This is a genomic window from Streptomyces sp. NPDC030840, from assembly GCF_055572015.1.
Map to the genome: position 1 here is coordinate 117,877 of NZ_JBVIEE010000004.1, position 17,945 is coordinate 135,821.

The 17,945-nt window shown below is 71.0% G+C and carries 17 protein-coding genes; 4 read left to right on the plus strand and 13 right to left on the minus strand.

The annotated features are described in order from the left end of the window. Positions 1-87 precede the first annotated feature (87 nt). From ACZ49J_RS10905 to ACZ49J_RS10965, 13 genes are all read right to left on the minus strand, one after another. The gene (locus ACZ49J_RS10905; protein WP_467451121.1) at positions 88-600 is read right to left on the minus strand and encodes a hypothetical protein; all 513 of its coding nucleotides are present in this window, start codon (positions 598-600) and stop codon (positions 88-90) included. Between the two features lie 100 nt (positions 601-700). Further along, positions 701-2,263: a glycoside hydrolase family 43 protein gene (locus ACZ49J_RS10910; protein ID WP_467451123.1), complete on the minus strand. Its 1,563-nt coding sequence runs from the start codon at positions 2,261-2,263 to the stop codon at positions 701-703. Continuing rightward, on the minus strand, positions 2,260-3,105 hold the full coding sequence (locus tag ACZ49J_RS10915) for a DUF6807 domain-containing protein (protein WP_467451124.1): 846 nt from the start codon (positions 3,103-3,105) through the stop codon (positions 2,260-2,262). The genes ACZ49J_RS10910 and ACZ49J_RS10915 overlap by 4 nt, the downstream gene beginning before the upstream one ends. 4 nt (positions 3,106-3,109) lie before the next feature. Next, positions 3,110-4,285 (minus strand): Gfo/Idh/MocA family protein, encoded by a 1,176-nt coding sequence (locus tag ACZ49J_RS10920; protein WP_467451126.1) that lies wholly within the window; start codon positions 4,283-4,285, stop codon positions 3,110-3,112. Further along, positions 4,282-5,580, minus strand: a complete 1,299-nt coding sequence (locus ACZ49J_RS10925) for a pectate lyase family protein (protein ID WP_467451128.1) — start codon at positions 5,578-5,580, stop codon at positions 4,282-4,284. The genes ACZ49J_RS10920 and ACZ49J_RS10925 overlap by 4 nt, the downstream gene beginning before the upstream one ends. Continuing rightward, positions 5,577-6,479: a carbohydrate ABC transporter permease gene (locus ACZ49J_RS10930; RefSeq protein WP_467451130.1), complete on the minus strand. Its 903-nt coding sequence runs from the start codon at positions 6,477-6,479 to the stop codon at positions 5,577-5,579. Before ACZ49J_RS10930 ends, ACZ49J_RS10925 begins: the two co-directional genes overlap by 4 nt. Further along, positions 6,476-7,411 (minus strand): carbohydrate ABC transporter permease, encoded by a 936-nt coding sequence (locus ACZ49J_RS10935; RefSeq protein ID WP_467451131.1) that lies wholly within the window; start codon positions 7,409-7,411, stop codon positions 6,476-6,478. Before ACZ49J_RS10935 ends, ACZ49J_RS10930 begins: the two co-directional genes overlap by 4 nt. Before the next feature lie 142 nt (positions 7,412-7,553). Continuing rightward, positions 7,554-9,377, minus strand: coding sequence for an L-arabinonate dehydratase (araD, locus tag ACZ49J_RS10940; protein WP_467451132.1), 1,824 nt, complete (start codon positions 9,375-9,377; stop codon positions 7,554-7,556). Continuing rightward, complete coding sequence (locus tag ACZ49J_RS10945) at positions 9,374-10,285, minus strand: dihydrodipicolinate synthase family protein (protein ID WP_467451134.1); 912 nt, start codon at positions 10,283-10,285, stop codon at positions 9,374-9,376. Before ACZ49J_RS10945 ends, araD begins: the two co-directional genes overlap by 4 nt. After that, a complete protein-coding gene (locus ACZ49J_RS10950; protein WP_467451135.1) occupies positions 10,282-10,938 on the minus strand; it encodes a GntR family transcriptional regulator in 657 nt (218 codons plus the stop codon). The genes ACZ49J_RS10945 and ACZ49J_RS10950 overlap by 4 nt, the downstream gene beginning before the upstream one ends. Positions 10,939-11,151: 213 nt before the next feature. Continuing rightward, a complete protein-coding gene (locus ACZ49J_RS10955; protein WP_467451136.1) occupies positions 11,152-11,901 on the minus strand; it encodes an MBL fold metallo-hydrolase in 750 nt (249 codons plus the stop codon). Between the two features lie 99 nt (positions 11,902-12,000). Beyond that, on the minus strand, positions 12,001-12,270 hold the full coding sequence (locus tag ACZ49J_RS10960) for a hypothetical protein (protein WP_467451138.1): 270 nt from the start codon (positions 12,268-12,270) through the stop codon (positions 12,001-12,003). Positions 12,271-12,489: 219 nt separating this feature from the next. Further along, positions 12,490-13,119 (minus strand): TIGR03086 family metal-binding protein, encoded by a 630-nt coding sequence (locus ACZ49J_RS10965; protein ID WP_467451140.1) that lies wholly within the window; start codon positions 13,117-13,119, stop codon positions 12,490-12,492. 146 nt (positions 13,120-13,265) lie between these two features. On the opposite strand from ACZ49J_RS10965, the gene ACZ49J_RS10970 reads away from it, so the two are divergent. From ACZ49J_RS10970 to ACZ49J_RS10985, 4 genes are all read left to right on the plus strand, one after another. After that, the gene (locus ACZ49J_RS10970) at positions 13,266-14,498 is read left to right on the plus strand and encodes an MFS transporter (RefSeq protein WP_467451141.1); all 1,233 of its coding nucleotides are present in this window, start codon (positions 13,266-13,268) and stop codon (positions 14,496-14,498) included. Between the two features lie 213 nt (positions 14,499-14,711). Further along, positions 14,712-16,004 (plus strand): ABC transporter substrate-binding protein, encoded by a 1,293-nt coding sequence (locus ACZ49J_RS10975; protein ID WP_467451143.1) that lies wholly within the window; start codon positions 14,712-14,714, stop codon positions 16,002-16,004. Between the two features lies 1 nt (position 16,005). Then, the gene (locus tag ACZ49J_RS10980; RefSeq protein WP_467451145.1) at positions 16,006-17,031 is read left to right on the plus strand and encodes a carbohydrate ABC transporter permease; all 1,026 of its coding nucleotides are present in this window, start codon (positions 16,006-16,008) and stop codon (positions 17,029-17,031) included. After that, positions 17,021-17,893: a carbohydrate ABC transporter permease gene (locus ACZ49J_RS10985; RefSeq protein ID WP_467451147.1), complete on the plus strand. Its 873-nt coding sequence runs from the start codon at positions 17,021-17,023 to the stop codon at positions 17,891-17,893. The genes ACZ49J_RS10980 and ACZ49J_RS10985 overlap by 11 nt, the downstream gene beginning before the upstream one ends. The last annotated feature ends 52 nt before the right edge of the window (positions 17,894-17,945 follow it).

Below are 17,945 nucleotides of genomic sequence, written 5' to 3' on the forward strand. Positions count from 1 at the left end.
GCCGGCGAGGTAGTTGGTGACCGTGTACGTGTCCGCGTCCGCGGCGGGCAGCTGCGGCCGGTCGGCGGTGACCATGGCGCCCTGCCCCTACGTGCGGTACTCGGTGAACCGGGCGTCCTTCCACGAGAACCCGCTCATGTCGGTCCACGGCGACGACTTGACGGCGGGCAGCTCGGTGTCCCGGAACAGGACCTGCGCGACGGCGTTCGGCTCGCCGCCCGGGTGCCAGGGCCGCCCGAGGTTTTCGCCCTGGACGAGCTCCCCCGTGGTGCCGACTCCGATGATGGTCTTGTCCGAGGCCACGACCACGTTCGCCCCGAAGGGCTCGGCCTTGATCGTGCCGGCGATCCGGATGACGTACGGCTCCTCGGCGGCCGCGTACTTCTCCAGGGACGCCTGGTCGGTGACCGTCACCACCTTGCCGCCCGCGCCGCCGGTCGTGCCGCCGTCGAGGGAGGCGAAGCCGTGGGGCTTGTCGCTCCAGGTCCGGTAGGCTGCCGCGGGGGTCTCGGCCGTGTCCGGGGCCGGGGCCGCGTCGGCCGGGTGAGGGCTCCCAGCCCGAGCGAGGCCACCAGGGCGGCGACCGCGACCAGCGCCCACGAGGGGGCCCGGTCTCGGCCCCGGCTCTGGCAAGCGCTTGCCATGGAGGTGCGTCATTGCGGCTCCCAACTGGCGTGACTGGGCGTACAGGTGGGCTGGGTTACGAAGGGACGATCCGGAACTGCGTGAACGTGGCCGCCCCCGCGTGTCCCCCGCCGGTGGGCGCGACCGCGAACAGGCCGAGCAGGGCGCCGACCCAGCGCCAGGGGGTGGCGGCGAAGACCTGACCGGAGGGCCGGAAGCCACGGCCGTCCCCGGTGTCGTACGAGAAGCGGCAGCGCGCCCCGGCGCCGATCGCGATCCGCAGCCGGGCCCGTCCCTCGGGGGCCGGCCGCGGGTGGGCGGCGTCCCGTTCCCGGTCGGCGACCGACTCGCCGAACCGGTGCACGAGGTGCACGCTCCCCTCCGCGCCCCGCTGGAGCCCGATCCAGCTGAACGCGTCGCCGAGAACGACGAGCCCGGCCCGGGCGCCCTCCTCCTCACTGTCGAGCCGGAGTCCGACCTCCACCGTCACGGGGACGCCGGGCATCCGCTGGGTGAGCACGTTCGGCAGCTTGCGCGGGTCGTGCGCGTCGGCCGTCCGTACGCAGGTCAGCCGGAGCCCGTCGCCGGAGTGGTGGGTGGCCCAGCCGTCCCGGGGGTTGGCGGTCCACTGCCACTGGCGTCCGAAGCGACCGCCGGGGAAGTCGTCGTCGGTGGCGGGCGCGGCCGGCGGCTGCGGTGGCAGGGCGGGTTTGCGGTGGCCGGTGACGGGGCTTCCCTCGTCACCCATGACCGGCCACCCGTCCGTGTCCCAGCGCACGGGCTGGAGGTGTACGACCCGTCCGTACGCGCCCCGCTGCTGGAAGTGCAGGAACCAGTCCTCGCCGGCCTGCGTGCGCACCCAGCCGCCCTGGTGGGGGCCGTTGACGTCGGTGTCGCCCTGCTCCAGGACGACCCGCTCCTCGTACGGGCCGAAGAAGTCACGCGAGCGGAAGGCACCCTGCCAGCCGGTCTCGACGCTCCCGGCGGGGGCGAGGATCCAGAACCAGCCGTCGTGCCGGTACAGCTTGGGCCCTTCGAGGGTGAACCAGCCCGGCAGCCGGTCCCCGTCGACGATCACCTTGCCCTCGTCGAGCAGGCCGGTGCCGTCGGGGTCCATCCGGTGCCCGGTGAGCCGGTTCTTGATCCCGGAGCGGGACTTGGCCCAGGCGTGCACGAGGTAGGCCTCGCCGGTCTCGTCGTCCCACAGGGGGCACGCGTCGATGAGTCCCCGGCCCGCCTTGACCAGGTGGGGCCGGGTCCAGGGGCCTCGGATCTCGGGCGCGTTGACCTGGAAGACCCCCTGGTCGGGGTCGCCCCAGAAGATCCAGAACCGGTCGCCGTGGTGCCGTAAGGAGGGCGCCCACACTCCGCAGTCGTGCCGTGGGGAGCGGAACTCCGCTCCGGGCTCCAGGCGCTTCAGGGCGTGTCCGACCAGCGTCCAGTTGACCAGGTCGCGGGAGTGCAGCAGCGGCAGGCCGGGGGCGCGGCCGAAGCTGGAGGCCGTGAGGTAGTAGTCGTCGCCGACGCGGCAGATGTCGGGGTCGGACCAGTCGGCGTTCAGGACCGGGTTGCGGTAGGTGCCGTCGCCGAGGTCGGCGCTGAAGGCGGGCGCGCCGCCGGTGGCCTGGGGCGTACTCACGGGGACACCGCCTTCCGCACCAGCGCCGCCACTTCGAGCTTGGGGAGGACGCCGTCGGCGACGACGGTCACGACCCGCCGGACGAGGGTCTCGCCCGGCTCGATCGGCACGCGCTCGTCGTGGGCGAGGGAGGAGCCGACGCCCGGGTACTCCCCGGCGCGCACGAACCACGGGTCCTCGCGGGTGGCGTCGGTGGCCCCGGCGAAGACCAGCGTCCAGGTGGAGCCCGCGAGGGCGACCCAGTCGGCGCGGGTGCCGTGCACCTCCGGCTCGCCCTCGCGATCGAGGGTGAAGACGCGCGGCCCGGTGGCCTCCTTGCGGGCGCGCCAGAAGAAGCCGCCGTAGGCCGCGCCGGGCCGTCCGTTGGTGGCGGGGCTGCCGATCGACAGCGGTTTTGGGGTGATGTTGGTGAGCGAGAACGTGAAGTCCAGCGCCCAGGCGAACTCGGTGAGTTCGGTGGCCGCGACCGTACGGCGCTCGCGCAGCAGCTCGCCTGCGGCCGCCACCCAGCGCAGCTCCTCGATGAAGCCGTCGGGGTCGCGGAGCTGGAAGGCGGCGTGCCGCTGGGAGCCGTGGTTGTCGAGCTCGGTCGGGCCCTGGTCGCGGACGAAGGTGCGTCCGCCCCAGAAGTTGTGCCCCTCGACGTCGGGAACGGCGACACCGACGCCGAGGTGGTGCGGGTGGTCGGCCGGACTCAGTTCGGTCACGGCCGTACCGGACAGGGTGGTGACGGGGTGGAGGTAGGGACGTGGGGAGAGTCTGGTGGGCAGCTCCGGGCGGGTGATGTAGCGGCCGACGGGGCGGCCCGCGACGCGCAGGACCAGCGAGTCGTTGTTGATCATGTGCTCACCTCTTTCGCGGAGGCTGTGGGAGGGCCCAGGGGGCGCCCAGCTCGGAGTAGAGGGCGAGGGTGTCGGCGGCCGAGGCGACCAGGCCGTCGATACCGTGGACGACGCGGCGGTTCTCCTCGGGCAGGAGGTGCCACGCCTCGGCGGGCAGTGGGGCGGGGTCGGGTGCCCGTCGAATCGCTTCAACGACCTTCATGAAGGCGCCCGTCCCGTCGGGCGCGACCAGCAGTTCGTCGCCGTCGACGAGGTGGCCGACGAGGTTCTCCAGCAGGTCCGTGCGGCCGTACTCGATCTCCTCGGGGCCGTGCCCGGCCCGCTGGACCAGCACGCGGTCCTGCTTGTACCAGAAGGTGATCCGGCCGCTGGTGCCGTGCACGAGGACGTACGGCTCGTCGGGGTGCTCGGCGCACAGCGTGGCGGCGACGGTGACGCGCCCGCCGCCGGCCGTGGTGACCCGCACGCACGAGGTGTCGTCGGACTCGATCTCGTTGGCGCGCAGCAGCTCGGTCTCGATGCCGGTGACGTCCTCGGCGCGGGTGGCCCCGGCGAGCGCGAGGCCGGTGGCGACGGCGTGCGCGAGGGGGTTGGTGAGGGCGCCGTCGAGGACGTCGACGCCGTTCATGCGGCGCTTGCCCGCCCAGGGTGCCCGCCGGTAGTAGGCCTCGTCGCGTGCCCATGCCCCGGCCCCGCCGATGCCGGTGATCTCGCCGAGGGTGCCGTCGGCGACCAGTTCGCGGATCGCGGGCAGGGCGTGCGAGCCGAGCGACTGGAAGCCGATCTGGCAGGCCACCCCGGCAGCGGCGACCCCGTCGGCCATACGGCGGAACTCGGCGTACGACGGCGCGGGCGGCTTCTCCAGCAGGAGGTGGACGCCCCGCTCGGCCGCGGTGAGCGCGAGGTCGGTGTGGGTGGGGATGGGCGTGCAGATCACGGCGACGGCGGCGCCGGTGGAGTCGAGCAGGGCGCCGAAGTCGTCGGACTGCTCGGGCGTGCCGAGGCCGTCCAGTTCCTCGGCGGTGAGCGGGGTCAGCTCGCAGACCCCGGCGAGCCGGACGACGCCCTTGTCCGCCAGGCGGCGGATGTTGGCCAGGTGCCAGCGGCCGTGGCCGCGGGCTCCCGCCAGGACGACGGGCAGCGGGAGGGCGTGGGAGCCCTTCGAGGTCGCAGTGGTCATCGGATCCTCCCGGCGCCCGCGCCGCGGGCGACCTCGCGGTCCGCCTGCCGGGCGCTGTCGATCTCCCCGTGCAGCGTGGGCGTCCAGCCGACGTCGGCGGTCAGGTCGCGTTCGCTGCCGGAGTTGTACGCGTTGTAGATGGTCAGCAGGTCGACGGGGTAGCCGTTGAAGAGGCTGCCGGTGGCGTGGAAGGCGGTGCCGTTCCAGCTCTTGACGAGGTCGGCGACCTCGATGTGTCCGGGCGTGGTGAAGGCGTTGTTCTCGGCGTACACGGCGGACTCCGTGGACACGCCGATCGAGTAGCGGTAGTCGTGCACGTCCTCAGGAACGACATAGCGGTTGTTGTAGACGTGGACCTGCCCGAAACGGACGCGCGGCGCGCGCTGTACGACGCCCTCGAACTCGTTGTGGTGCAGGGTGACGCGCAGTTTGCCGCGGTCGCCGGTGGCGGTGTCGCCGTTGCCGATGAGCATCGCCTTGTCGTGGTCGGCGAACCGGCTCCACGACACGGTCACCAGGTCGGAGCCGTTCGTGATGTCCAGCAGACCGTCGTGGCGCAGGTGGTTGCGGCCGTAGTAGGTGGGCTCGTCCTCGTCGGGGTGGCCCTTGTCGGACGCTGTGACGTGGTCGATCCACACGTGGGTGGCGCCGCGCAGCCAGATGCTGTCGTACGCCGTCTTCCAGTCGCCGAGGCCGCCGGTGTTGGGCTGCCAGACGGGGAAGCAGTCGTAGGCGTCGCGGAGTTCGAGGTTGCGGACGATCACGTTGTCCGCGCCCCTGAGCTGGAGGCCGGCGCCCATGAGGACGGCCTTGTCGCCGAGCCCCACGATGGTCGTGTTGGACCCGACGGCCAGCTCGACCCGTTCCGCCTGCTTGGCCGCCGAGGCCTGCCGGGCGTCCTCCTGCGGCCCGCTGGGCCTGGCGGAACCCCAGGTGCGCGGGTCGTACGCGGCGAGGTACTTCTTGAGGTCGTAGCCGTCGGTCGCGTAGTCGTCGCAGTCGAGCCTGTCGCCGTCGTCGGTGGTGTTGGCGTCGATCGTGCCGGCGATCCGGATGATCTTCGGGGTGGCGCTGCCCCCGTCGAGCGCGCGGACCAGCTCGCTCCGGTCGCGCACGGTGAAGACGTGGGCGTCGTCGGCGGTGGAACCCCCCGTGGTCCCACCGTCGGCCGCGGCCCAGCCGTCGTCCGCGGCGAGCGTGTCGCGGCTGATGTCGCGGGGCTCGGCCCCGGCGGGGGTGCTGAGCACCAGCCCCAGCAGTCCGGCCACGGCGGCCGGTTGAAGATGTCTTCTCATCCCTTGACCGCCCCCGCGCTGAAGCCGGTGATCAGCCACTTCTGGATGAAGGCGAACACGATCACCACGGGTACGGCGGCGATGATGCCGCCGGCGGCGAGCGCGCCCAGGTCGACGCTGTCGGCGCTGAGCAGGGTGTTCAGGCCGACGGGGATGGTCTGCTTCTCCTGGTTGGAGAGGAACATCAGCGCGAACAGGAAGTGGTTCCAGGAGTGCACGAAGGCGAAGGAGCCGACGGCGATCAGGCCGGGCCGCAGCAGCGGCAGCACGACCACCCGGAAGCCGCTGAACCGGTTGCAGCCGTCGACCCAGGCGGCCTCCTCCAGGGAGTACGGCACGTTTCTGATGAACCCGCTGATCAGGATCATCGACAGCGGCAGCTGGAAGACGGTCTCGGCGATGATGACGCTGCCGAGGGAGTTGATCATCCGCATCTCGGCGAAGATCTGGAACAGCGGCACCAGCAGCAGCGCGCCCGGCACGAACTGGGAGCACAGCAGCGCCAGCATGAACGCGCGCTTGATCCTGAAGTTGAAGCGGGCCAGGGCGTACCCGCCGGTGAGGGCGACGACCGTGGTCATGAACAGCGTCGCGACACCCACCAGGACGCTGTTCTGGAAGTAGGTGCCGAAGGCCCGCTCGGTCCACACCTTCTCGAAGTGCTCGAACGTGATGGGCCACGGCACGAGCGAGGTGGAGCCGGGCTCGCGCAGCGCGAACAGCAGGATCCAGTAGAAGGGGACGATCGTGAAGAGCAGGTAGATCGACAGCGGCAGGTAGATCTGCCAGCGCGGGACCTCGTCCCAGGCGCGCCGGGCCTTCCTCGGCCGGCGCGGGGGTTCCTCGGCGGCGGGGGCGGGCGTCACCGGGGCGGTCTTCTCGGCGTCCTGGGTGATCACTTGTCGTCGCCTCCGAACTTGCTGAGCCGCAGGTAGACCATCGAGCAGAAGAGCAGAATCACGAACGCGACCGTGGTCAGGGCGGAGGCGTAGCCGAAGTTGTGCGCGTCGACGGAGGTGTTGGCGATGTACAGCGGGAGGGTGGTCGTCGCCCCCGCCGGTCCGCCTCCGGTCAGGGTGTAGAGCAGGTCGACGTTGTTGAACTCCCACACGGCGCGCAGCAGCGTGGACAGGATGATCGCGTCCTTCAGGTGGGGCAGCGTGATGTGGACGAACTGCCGGACGCGGCTCGCGCCGTCGACCTCGGCGGCCTCGTAGAGGTCCTTCGAGACGGACTGGAGGTCGGCGAGGATGAGGATCGCGAAGAAGGGCACACCGCGCCACAGGTCGGCGACGATCGCGGCGGGGAAGACGGTGGAGGTGTCGGAGAGCCAGCTGACGCCGTAGTCACCGACGCCCATGTCCGCGAGGTAACGGGTGATGCCCGTCTGGGAGTTGTAGAGCAGCACCCAGATCGCGGAGGTCAGCACACCGGAGACGGCCCACGGGGAGAACACCATCGCGCGGCCCAGCGCCCGGCCCACGAAGCTCTGGTTGACGATCAGCGCGAGCGCCAGGCCGAACAGCAGCTGCAACCCGACCTCGACCACGACCCACTTGGCGCTGAAGACCAGCGTGTCCCAGAACTGCGGGTCCTTCGTGAAGATCTGGACGAAGTTGTCGAAGCCCGCGTACCCGTCCCGCCAGGGCTTGGTGGGGTTGTAGTTCTGCAGGCTGTAGTAGAAGACGCTGATGACCGGGTAGGCGATGAAGCCGAGCATCAGCAGGCCCGCCGGCGCGATCAGCAGGTACGGGAGCCTGCGCGGCGTGGCTGATCCGCGGCGCCGCCGGGGTGGCGCGGGCTGTTTCGCCACGGCTGCGGCTTGGGCCATGACTGTCTCTCCGTTCTGCGACTTGCCTGGCAAGCGCTTTCACGTACGGTGTGCGAGGTCCGGACCGTGAGGAACGACGGCCCTGTGGCGCTGTGCTGAGGTGGCGCTGTGGTGCGGTGGCGCTGTGCTGAAGTGCTGTGGCTCAGCCCGCGTACGGGTCCGGCACCTTGCCCGGCCTGGCCAGGAACTCGAAGTCGCAGCCGGTGTCGGCCTGCGTGATCTGCTCGTTGTAGAGCGCGCCGTAGCCGCGCTCGTACCGCTCGGGCGGCGGCGTCCACGCGGCCCTGCGGCGCTGAAGTTCCTCGTCGTCCACGTCGAGGTGGAGGGTGCGCGCCTCGACGTCGAGGGTGATCAGGTCGCCCGTCCGTACCAGGGCGAGCGGCCCGCCGACGTACGACTCGGGCGCCACGTGCAGCACGCACGCGCCGTAACTCGTGCCGCTCATCCGGGCGTCTGAGATCCGCACCATGTCCCGGACGCCCTGCTTCAGCAGGTGGTCGGGGATGGGCAGCATGCCGTACTCGGGCATGCCCGGGCCGCCCTTGGGGCCGCAGTTGCGCAGCACCAGCACGCTGTCCGCGGTGATGCCCAGGGACGGGTCGTTGATCGTCCGCTGCATCGTCCTGTAGTCGTCGAACACGACCGCGGGACCGGTGTGCTTGAGCAGGTGCGGCTCGGCGGCGATGTGCTTGATGACCGCGCCGTCGGGGCAGAGGTTTCCGCGCAGCACCGCGACTCCGCCCTCCTTCGCGACCGGGTTCTCCCGGGTGCGGATGACGGCGTCGTTGTGGACGAGCGCGCCGTCGAGCTGCTCGCGCATCGTGTCGTACGACACCGTCGGCCGGTCCAGGTGGAGGAGGTCGGTGATCCGGGACAGGAACCCGGGGAGCCCGCCCGCGAAGTGGAAGTCCTCCATCAGGTACGTCTGTCCGCCCGGCCGGACGTTGGCCAGCACCGGCACCGTGCGCGCGATGCGGTCGAAGTCGTCCAGCGTGAGCCGGACGCCGGCGCGGCCCGCCATGGCGATCAGGTGGATGACGGCGTTGGTGGAGCCGCCGAGGCCGAGGACGGTCGTCACCGCGTCCGCGAAGGCCTCCGCGGTGAGGATCTGCGACAACTTGCGGTCCCTGCGGACGAGTTCGACGATCCGGAGCCCTGATGCGGCGGCCATCCGGTCGTGTCCGGAGTCCACGGCGGGGATGCTGGACGCGCCCGGGACGGTGACCCCCAGCGCCTCGGCGGCGGCGGTGAGCGTGGACGCCGTACCCATCGTCATGCAGTGGCCCGGCGACCGCGCGAGCCCGCTCTCCAGTTCCTGCATCTCGCAGTCGCCGATGAGCCCGGCGCGCTTGTCGTCCCAGTACTTCCACATGTCGGTGCCGGAGCCGAGGACCTCGTTGCGCCAGTGCCCCGGCAGCATGGGCCCGGCGGGCACGAACACGGTCGGCAGGTCGACGGACGCGGCCCCCATGAGCAGCGCGGGCGTGGACTTGTCGCACCCGCCCATCAGCACGGCGCCGTCCACCGGGTACGACCGCAGGAGCTCCTCGGTCTCCATGGCGAGCATGTTGCGGTAGAGCATCGGGGTCGGCTTCTGGAAGGTCTCGCTCAGCGTCGACACCGGGAACTCCAGCGGGAAGCCTCCGGCCTGCCACACACCCCGCTTGACCGCCTGGGCGCGATCACGGAGGTGTACATGACAGGGGTTGATGTCGGACCAGGTGTTGAGGATCGCGATGACCGGCTTGCCCAGGTGCTCCTCGGGCAGATAGCCGAGCTGGCGGGTGCGGGCGCGGTGGCTGAAGGAGCGCAGGCCGTCGGTGCCGTACCACTGGTGGCTGCGGTACTCCTCGGGACGCTTCTCGGCGTTCTCGGCGTTCTCGGCGTTCTCGGCGTTCTCGGCGTTCTCGGCGTTCTCGGCGTTCTCGTTCTCGTCGTTCTCGGTGTTCTTCTCCGGGTTCGTCATACGGACCACCCTGCGGCGATGGCGGCGACCTCGGCGCGCTCGTCCTCGGGCAGTGCCCTGCTCGGCGGCCGGACGTCGCGGCGGCACAGGCCGAGCGAGGCGAGGGCCTCCTTGACCACGGTCACGTTGTTGGCGGAGCCGTTGGCGGCGCGCAGCTCCTCGAAGCGGCGGATCTGCTCCCAGACCTTCATGGCGGCCGGGTAGTCCGCCGAGCGAAGCGCTTCGATCATGTTCAGCGAGACGGCCGGGGCGACGTTCACGAGCCCCGAGGTGAAGCCGGTGGCGCCCGCCGAGAAGTACGAGGGCGCGTACGGCTCGGCGAGGCCGGCCACCCACACGAAGCGGTCGAGCCCCGCGTCCCGCGCGAAGGCGGCGAACCGGGCGGCGTCCGGCACGGCGTACTTCACGCCGATGACGTTCGGGCAGGCGTCCGCGAGTTCGGCGAGCCGGGCGCCCGGCAGCAGCGCGTTGCGCAGGTACGGGACGACGCCCAGTTCGGGCACGGCCTCGGCGATGGCGCGGTGGTAGTCGACCCAGCCGGCGTCCGACACGTACGGGTGGACGGGCTGGTGGACCATCACCATCTGGGCGCCGGCCTCGCGGGCGTGCCGGGCGGAGGCCACGGCGGTGGGCACGTCGTGTCCGACCCCGACGAGGACGACCCCCCGGTCGCCGGCCTCGTCCATGGTCAGCTCGGTGACGAGCTTCCGCTCCTCGGGGGTCAGGGCGTAGAACTCACCGGTGTTGCCGTTCGGCGTGAGGGTCCTGATCCCGCCGTCGAGCAGCCGACGCAGCAGGGCCCGGTGGGTGTCCCGGTCGACGGTGCCGTCCTCGGCGAACGGGGTCACCGGGATCGCCACGACGTCGGCCAGGGCCGCCCGCTGGGTCTCGTACGTCACGCTGCTCACTGATGGCCTTCCTCTTCGTGGACCTCGGGGAAGGCCCGCTGGACGAACGACGCGATGTGCGCGTGGAGGGCGGCGGCGGCCCCGTCGGCGTCACCGTCGAGGGCGAGCCGCAGGATCTCGCGGTGCTCGGTGGCCTCCCGCTCCCAGGAGGGGTTGGCGGCCCAGGCGACCGCGGAGACGAGCGCGGCCTGGTCCCGTACCTCGTCGAGCATCCGGCCGAGGAGCGGGTTGCCGCAGGAGGTGTAGAGAGCACGGTGGAACTCCCGGTTGGCCAGGGAGCGTTCGGCCGTGTCCACCGCCTGGTCGGAGCGGGCGAGCGCGTCCTGCGCCGCTTCCAGCCCGGCCCCCCGCCGTACGGACCGCCGCAGGGCCTCCGGTTCCAGGAGCAGCCGTACGTCGTACACCTCGCGTGCCATGTCCGCGTCCACCATGCGCACCGTGACGCCCTTGTACTGGCTCATCACGACGAGTCCCGTACCGGCCAGGGTCTTCAGGGCCTCGCGCACGGGCGTCTTGGAGACCCCGAACTGCGCGGCGAGCTCGGTCTCGACGAGCGCCTGGCCCGGCGTCAGCTGCCCGGTGAGGATGCGGTGTTTGATCCCCTCCAGCACGAACTGCGTGCGGGACGGGATCGGGGTGGGCACAGAGGTCATGCGCGCCTCTCGGATCTCACGGATCTCGGGATCGGATCACATATCGCGTCTCATATATGACGTACGAAGTACGACGCGTTGAAGGTAGGAGGGGCCCTGTGTTTCGTCAATGCTTCTGGCGAAGGTAGTTGAGGTGACGTGCGGAGGACCCCAGTCCGGTTCTGTGCCGGCCTCGCGGTCTCCTGACCCTTTGACCTCGCGTTTTCGGGCTGCCTACACGACCGTGGTGATGCCCTCGCGCGCGCACTCGGTCGGTCCGCCGAACACCGCGGCGGCCCGCTCGGCCGCCGACTCGCGGGTGAGCGTGGGGCCGACATGGGTGACGAGGAGCCTGCCCGCGCCCTTCGCGTAGGCCCCCGTGTCCTCGGGAGTGAGGTGCACGCGCCGTTCGCCTTCGCGATACTGGTCGATGTCCGCCTCGCACAGGAACAGGTCGGCGCCGCCGGCGAGGTCGGCGAGCGCGTCGCACGGTCCGGTGTCCCCCGAGTACGCCAGGACCTTCCCCTGGCACTCGGCGCGCAGCCCGTACGTCTCGGTGTCGTGGCTCACCGCACGTGCGCCCAGAGTGAGGTTCCAGTGCCGCACCGCATGGCCGTCGTACAGGGGGCGGATGTCGAACACGCCGCGCAGGAACGCCGGGTCCGACTCCCCGAAGAACCCCGCGAGCTGCTGTCCGACGTCACCTGGCGCATAGAGGGGGATCGGCGCGGGCAGCGTGAGCCCGCCGAACGCGAACCCGTACGCGGCGGCCAGCAGATCGGCGCTGTGGTCCGCGTGCAGATGGGAGATCCAGATCGCGGTGAGGCGCGTCGGGTCCGTGTGCCGCTGCAACTCGGCGAACGTGCCGAACCCCGCGTCCACCCACACTTCGGCGCCCCCGCCGCGCAGCAGATAACCGGAGCACGGGCGCCGCGGTCCGGGGTGAGGGGACGCGGTGCCGAGGACAGTGAGGCTCAGGGGCATGCGGTGAGCGTACGGCCGCCCCGCGTGCCGCGTCCGTGGTTCGCGGCTCCCATAATCATCCGTTAAGGCGGGCGGCCGGCAGCGGTGGGCACCGGCTGCTCAGGCAGTGGTACGGGCCACGACGAGTCGACGGCACCGCTCCGCACGCTCGGCGAGTTCACCGCCGCTGCCGGAGAGCTCGGCCAGGTAGTGGAGCAGGCCCGTGACGGCGTCGTAGTCCGGGCCGTCGGCGAGGAATACCTCAGTCGCCTCCTCCACCGTGTCCTCCGGGCCGAGGGGGAGCACCCGGAACAGCCCGAAGAACCTGGTGGCGTCGTCGTCCGGCGATTCGGCAGGGCCGGACAGCAGATCGGTCCACGCTCCCGACACGCCGCCAGTCCCGAGGTCACCGTGTCCAGCATGGCCTTCTCGAACAGCAGGTCGGGATCATCGGGCTCGGCGCGAACGCCGGGGCGTCCTCGCCAGAGCAGGTGAAGTCGGCGACGGCCTCGTCGAAGCGGCTGGTCTGCCGATGAGTCTCCCCGCGTGCGGCGAGCGCCCGCAGAGAGCCTCGTCCGTCGCGGTACCAGGGCCCAGGCGTGGTCCGGGTCACGAACCGGCGCGCCCGTGGGATCGGTGACCGTCTCGCGGGGGCCGCCAGCCGGGATCCCGTCCGCTCAGCCCGATCACGCGGTCGAGGAGGGGCGCGTCGTCCGGTACGGGCACGACCGGGCCGAAGATGCCGCCGCCCCGGGTCGGGTCGTCGGCCGCGGCGAGGAGGAAGCGGTGCGCCGCTTCCAGGGCGTCCGGGTCGGGCTCGTAGTCCTGGCCGGTGGCGCGGGCGAGGTCCCAGCCGTGGACGACGAGTTCGTCGACGGCCACGGCAGCGGCGACCGGACCCGGCAGGGTCACTCCGCCCGCCCTGGTCTCGCCCGTCCGGGCAGCGGGGTCGCGCCAGGCCTCGGCCAACTCGTCGAGGACCGTGGGCAGGGTCTCGCGCCAGCCGGGCTCCACGTCCGGCACGGTGGCGTCCGGGCTCGTGTCCGTCGTGACGCCCAGCTCCTTGCGGCCGGCGTCCCGGAAGGCGACGGCGAGCCCGACCAGGTGGCCCAGCAGATGGCGCAGGGCGTACTGCGGGCACGGTGTGGGGGCGGCGAGCTGCTCGTCGGTCACGGCCTCCGCGAGGCGCGCGACGATCCGGGTCTGCGGTCCGAGGTCGAGCGTCGTCGTCTCGGTCATCAGCCTGCTCCTGTCCTTCGTTTCCTTCCTTCGCCGGTGAGGACCCCCGCCGTACGCGAAACTCATCGCCCCACGCACCCGGCCCGCCGTTTCTACGGCGCCTGACCGATCCTGACGCCGGGGCCTTAGAACCACGATGACCAGGCATGACGACCACAACAACACGGGCGACGCGGGCGACCTGGCGCAGGTGGGCCCTGGTGCGCGTCCTGGGGGACCGCAACGCGGCGCTCTACCTGACCGCGGTCCTGGTCTCCGGCTTCGGCACGTCCGCGCTGTGGCTGGCGTCCGGCATCTGGGTCAAGGACCTCACCGGGTCGAACGGCCTGGCCGCCCTCTCGATGCTGGCCATGTGGGCGCCGACCCTGTGCGGCCCCCTCCTCGGGGCCCTCGCCGACCGCGTCCGCCGCAAGCCGCTCCTGATCTCGACGAACATCGCCCTGGCGGCGCTCCTGGCCTCCCTCCTCGCCGTCGACTCGGCGGCAGGCCTGTGGCTGCTCCTCGCGGTCCTGCTCGTGTACGGCGCGGCGGGTGTCGTCCACGACGCGGCGGAGGCGGCGCTGGTGGCCACGGCGGTGGACCCGTCTCTGCTCGGCGACTTCAACGGCCTGCGGATGACCGTCAACGAGGGCATGAAGCTGGTGGCCCCACTGGCCGGGGCGGGGATCTACGCGGCCTGCGGCGGCGCGGGCGTGGCGCTGCTGGACGCGGTGACGTTCGTGCTGGCCGCGGCCCTGTACGGGTGCCTGCGCGTCAAGGAGTCCGAGCCGCAGCCGCCTGCCGCGGGGTGGCGGGCGCGGACCGCCGAGGGTGCCCGCTTCCTGTGGTCGCACCGGCCCCTGCGCTCCCTGGTCCTGGCGGGCGGCGCCACCATGTTCCTCTCGGGCGTCAACGGTGCCACGGCCTACGCCGTCGTGGACTCCCTCGGGCACTCCCCCACCTACTCCGGTGTGCTGTACGTCGCCCAGGGCGCCGGCTCGGTGGCGGTCGGGCTGCTCTCCGGTCCGCTGATGCGGCGCCTCGGCGAACGGCGGTTCGCGTTGTACGGGATCGCGCTCACGGCGGTCGCGGTGGGAGTGCGGGCGGTGCCGTCCGACGCGGTGGCCCTGGGGGCCGGTGCGGTGCTGGGGGCGGGGCTTCCGTGCGTGCTCGTCGCGGCGCTCACGGTGGTGCAGCGGGAGACGCCCGGGTTGCTGCTCGGGCGGGTGGCCGGGACCGCCCAGACCCTGCTCTTCGCACCCACGGCGGTCGGGCTGGCGGTGGGTGCGGGGCTGGTCGAGGTCGTGGCGCTCCAGCCGCTGCTGGCCGGTCTGGGCCTGGCCGCCCTCCTGCCGGCCTGGCACCTGCGGAGCCCCCATCGCTTGCGTCCTCTTTGTTGACACCCACTTTGAGGCGCGCGCATACTCCTCGGCAACGTTCACGTGAACGTTCACGGACAGCGTCATGTACAGCACAGCCGGCCCCCGGCGGTGCCCCCGCCGGCCTTCCCCGTACTCGCCCCCGCAGGGCCCGGCCACAGCCGATCGACCCTCCTCAACCGGCACCACGTGGCCCCACGCGCGCCTGCCCCGGAACAAAGTGAGTGTTCGAACATGAAGCCATCTCTGTCGAGGAGAGGTCTTCTCGCAGCTTCGCTGGGCGGCACGGGCGCCGCTCTGCTGGGTCTCACGGGCTGCGGCGCCTCCTCCGGTTCGGTGTCCGCCGGTACCGGCCACCTCAGCCTCTGGTACTGGACGGGAGCACTGAGCAACCGGCTGCTGGCCGTCGCCCGCAAGGGGGTGCCCGGCGTCCCCGGCCTGAAGGTGGAGAGCGCCCCGCTGGGTGACATCTACGGCAAGCTGCTCACCGGGCTCGCGGCCCGTGCCTACGTGCCGGACATCACGGCCCTCAACTCCGATGTCGCCAGCTTCTTCCCGAACGAGGACCAGTTCCTCGATCTGAACAGCCTCGGCGCGGCCCGCCTCAAGGATCAGTACCTCGACTGGAAGTGGCAGGGCGGCATCGCCCCGTCCGGCCGGATGATCGGCTTCCCCATCGACGGCGGCCCCTCCGCGCTGTACTACCGCAAGGACATCTTCGACAAGGCCGGGCTCCCCTCCGACCCCGAGGAACTGGCGCAGACCGCCTCCAGCTGGGAGGGCTACTTCGCGGTCGGCCGAAAACTCAGGTCCGCGGTGCCCGGCAGCTTTCTCGTCGGCAACATCGCGAGCGTCTTCCGGATGTCCCTGCTGCAGAGCCCGAAGCAGTTCGTCGACCGGGACAACCGCTTCATCGGAGACCAGGAGCACGTCAAGCGCTGCTGGGACCTGGCGGTGGAAGCGCTCCGGCAGAAGCTCAGCGCCAAGACCAACGACGGGACACCGGACTCCAACACCGCCTACGCGCAGGGACGTGTCGCCTCCGCCTGCAACGCCGTCTGGTGGATGGCCGGGATCAAGCAGATCGCCGGCAAGACCTCCGGTGCCTGGCGGGTGACCAGGATGCCCGGTGGGGCGGCAAACTACGGCGGCTCCTTCCTCGCCCTCCCCAAGTACTGCCGAGAGCCGGAGCGCGCGTTCGCGTTCGTCACCTGGCTGCTGGACCCGGCCAACCAACTGGCGGCCTACCAGGAGATGGGCCTGTTCCCGACCACTCCCGCCGTCTACGACAAGCCCGCGATGCGCAAGCCCGACAAGTTCTTCGGCGGCCAGCGCCCCGTGGACGTCTTCGGACGAGCCGCCGAGCAGGCACCCGTCGTCTACTTCAGCCCCTACGAGGGCACCGCTTCCACCCCCGTCTACCAGGAGCTGACCAACGTGGAACTGCTCGGCAAGAACCCCGACAAGGCGTGGCGGGACGCCATGGCCGTTGCGGAGAAGACCCTCTCGCAGAAGGGGGTGAGCTGAGATGGCCGTGGCCGGAGCCACCGGTGCGCCCAGCACCGAGCCGAGGAGCCTGCGGGCCGGGAAACAGCGAGGGCAGGCGACGGCCGGGAAGCGGTTCAACAGCCCGGTACGGCGTAATCTGCCCGTCTATCTCGCCATCTCGCCGTTCTATGTGCTGTTCGCCGTGTTCGGCGTGTTCCCCGTCGTCTTCTCGCTCTACCTGTCCTTCCAGGACTGGGACGGCATCGGGGACATGCGCTTCGTCGGCTGGCAGCAGTACGACTGGCTGCTGCACGACAGCGTCTTCTGGAAGTCCATCCTCAATACGTTCGAGATCTGGTTCCTGTCCACGGTGCCGATGCTGTTCCTGGCCCTGGTCATCGCCTTCCTGCTGAACTCGCAGGTCCGGTACAGCATGGCGTACCGGGTGGCCTACTTCATCCCCAACGTCACCTCGATGGTCGCGATGACCATCGTGTTCGGGTCGGTCTTCGCTCAGGCGGGGCTCGGCAACTCCCTGCTGAAGGCGGTCGGCCTCGGTGACTTCGGATGGATGACGTCCGCCTGGGGAATCAAGGTGTCCCTCGCCATCATGATCATTTGGCGGTGGACCGGTTACAACGCCCTCATCTTCCTCGCCGGACTGCAGGCCATTCCCTCCGAGCTGTACGAGGCCGCCCGGGTCGACGGGGCGAGCAGTTGGCAGACCCTCTTCCGGGTCATTCTCCCGCAGCTGCGGCCGGTGGTGCTCTTCACCGTCATCACCTCGAGCATCAACGGGCTGCAGATCTTCACCGAGTCCCAGGTGCTCTTCCAGGCGAGCAACGGGTACTCCACCGGAGGCCCCGGTCAGGAGGGCATGACGATCGTGCTCTACCTGTGGCAGAAGGCCTTCGGCGACCACCAGTTCGGCTACGGCGCGGCGATCGGCTGGGCCCTGTTCGTCATCGTCGCGGTCTTCGCCGCCATCAACTGGCGGCTGGTCGCCAGGTTCGGCGAGGACCGCCCTGCCACCTCGAGGCGCTGGAGGTTCAACCGTGTCCGCTGACACCAGGACGACCGGCCGTACCGGCGTCGCCATCGGCTCCGGCAGCAGGGCCAGGAGACTCGCGGTGCACGCCGCGCTGCTGGGGGGCCTGCTCGTCTCCGTCTTCCCGTTCTACTGGCTGATCGTCATGGCCTCCCGCACCACCGACGAGATCTTCCGCTACCCGCCCGTCCTCGTCCCCGGCAGCCATCTGCTGAACAACATGGCGACGGTGCTGGACCGCGTCGCCTTCTTCGGGTCCCTGGTCAACACGCTTGTCGTCGCGCTCGCCGGCACGGCCCTGGTGCTGTTCTTCGACTCGCTGGCCGCGTTCGCCTTCGCCAAGTACCAGTTTCCCGGCAAGAAGTTCCTGTTCGTCATCCTGCTGTCCACCTACATGATCCCCGCCCAGCTGTCCCTGGTGCCGCAGTTCGTCACCATGGCGCATCTCGGCTGGGTGGGCTCCCTCACGGCCCTGATCGTCCCGGGGGCGGCCAACGCCTTCGGCATCTTCTGGATGCGGCAGTACGCCGAGAACTCGCTGCCCGACGAACTGCTGGACGCCGGACGGATCGACGGCGCCGGCTTCTTCCGCCTGTACTGGACCATCGCGGTGCCGCTCTTCCGGCCCGCCCTGGCGTTCCTCGGCATCTTCACCTTCATCGGCGCGTGGAACGACTACATCTGGCCCCTCGTCATCATGATCGACCCGGACCGCCTCACCCTGCAGGTGGCGCTGGCCCAGCTCAACAACGTCTACGGACAGGACTACGCGGTCGTCATGGCCGGCGCTCTGATGAGCGTGGTGCCGCTGATCATCGTCTTCGTCATCGGCGCCCGGCACTTCCTGCGGGACCTGGCCGCCGGCGCCATGAAGATGTGACCCGGCCCCGGACCGCCGCGTTCGAGCCCCCGTGGGCAGGTCCCCACGGGGG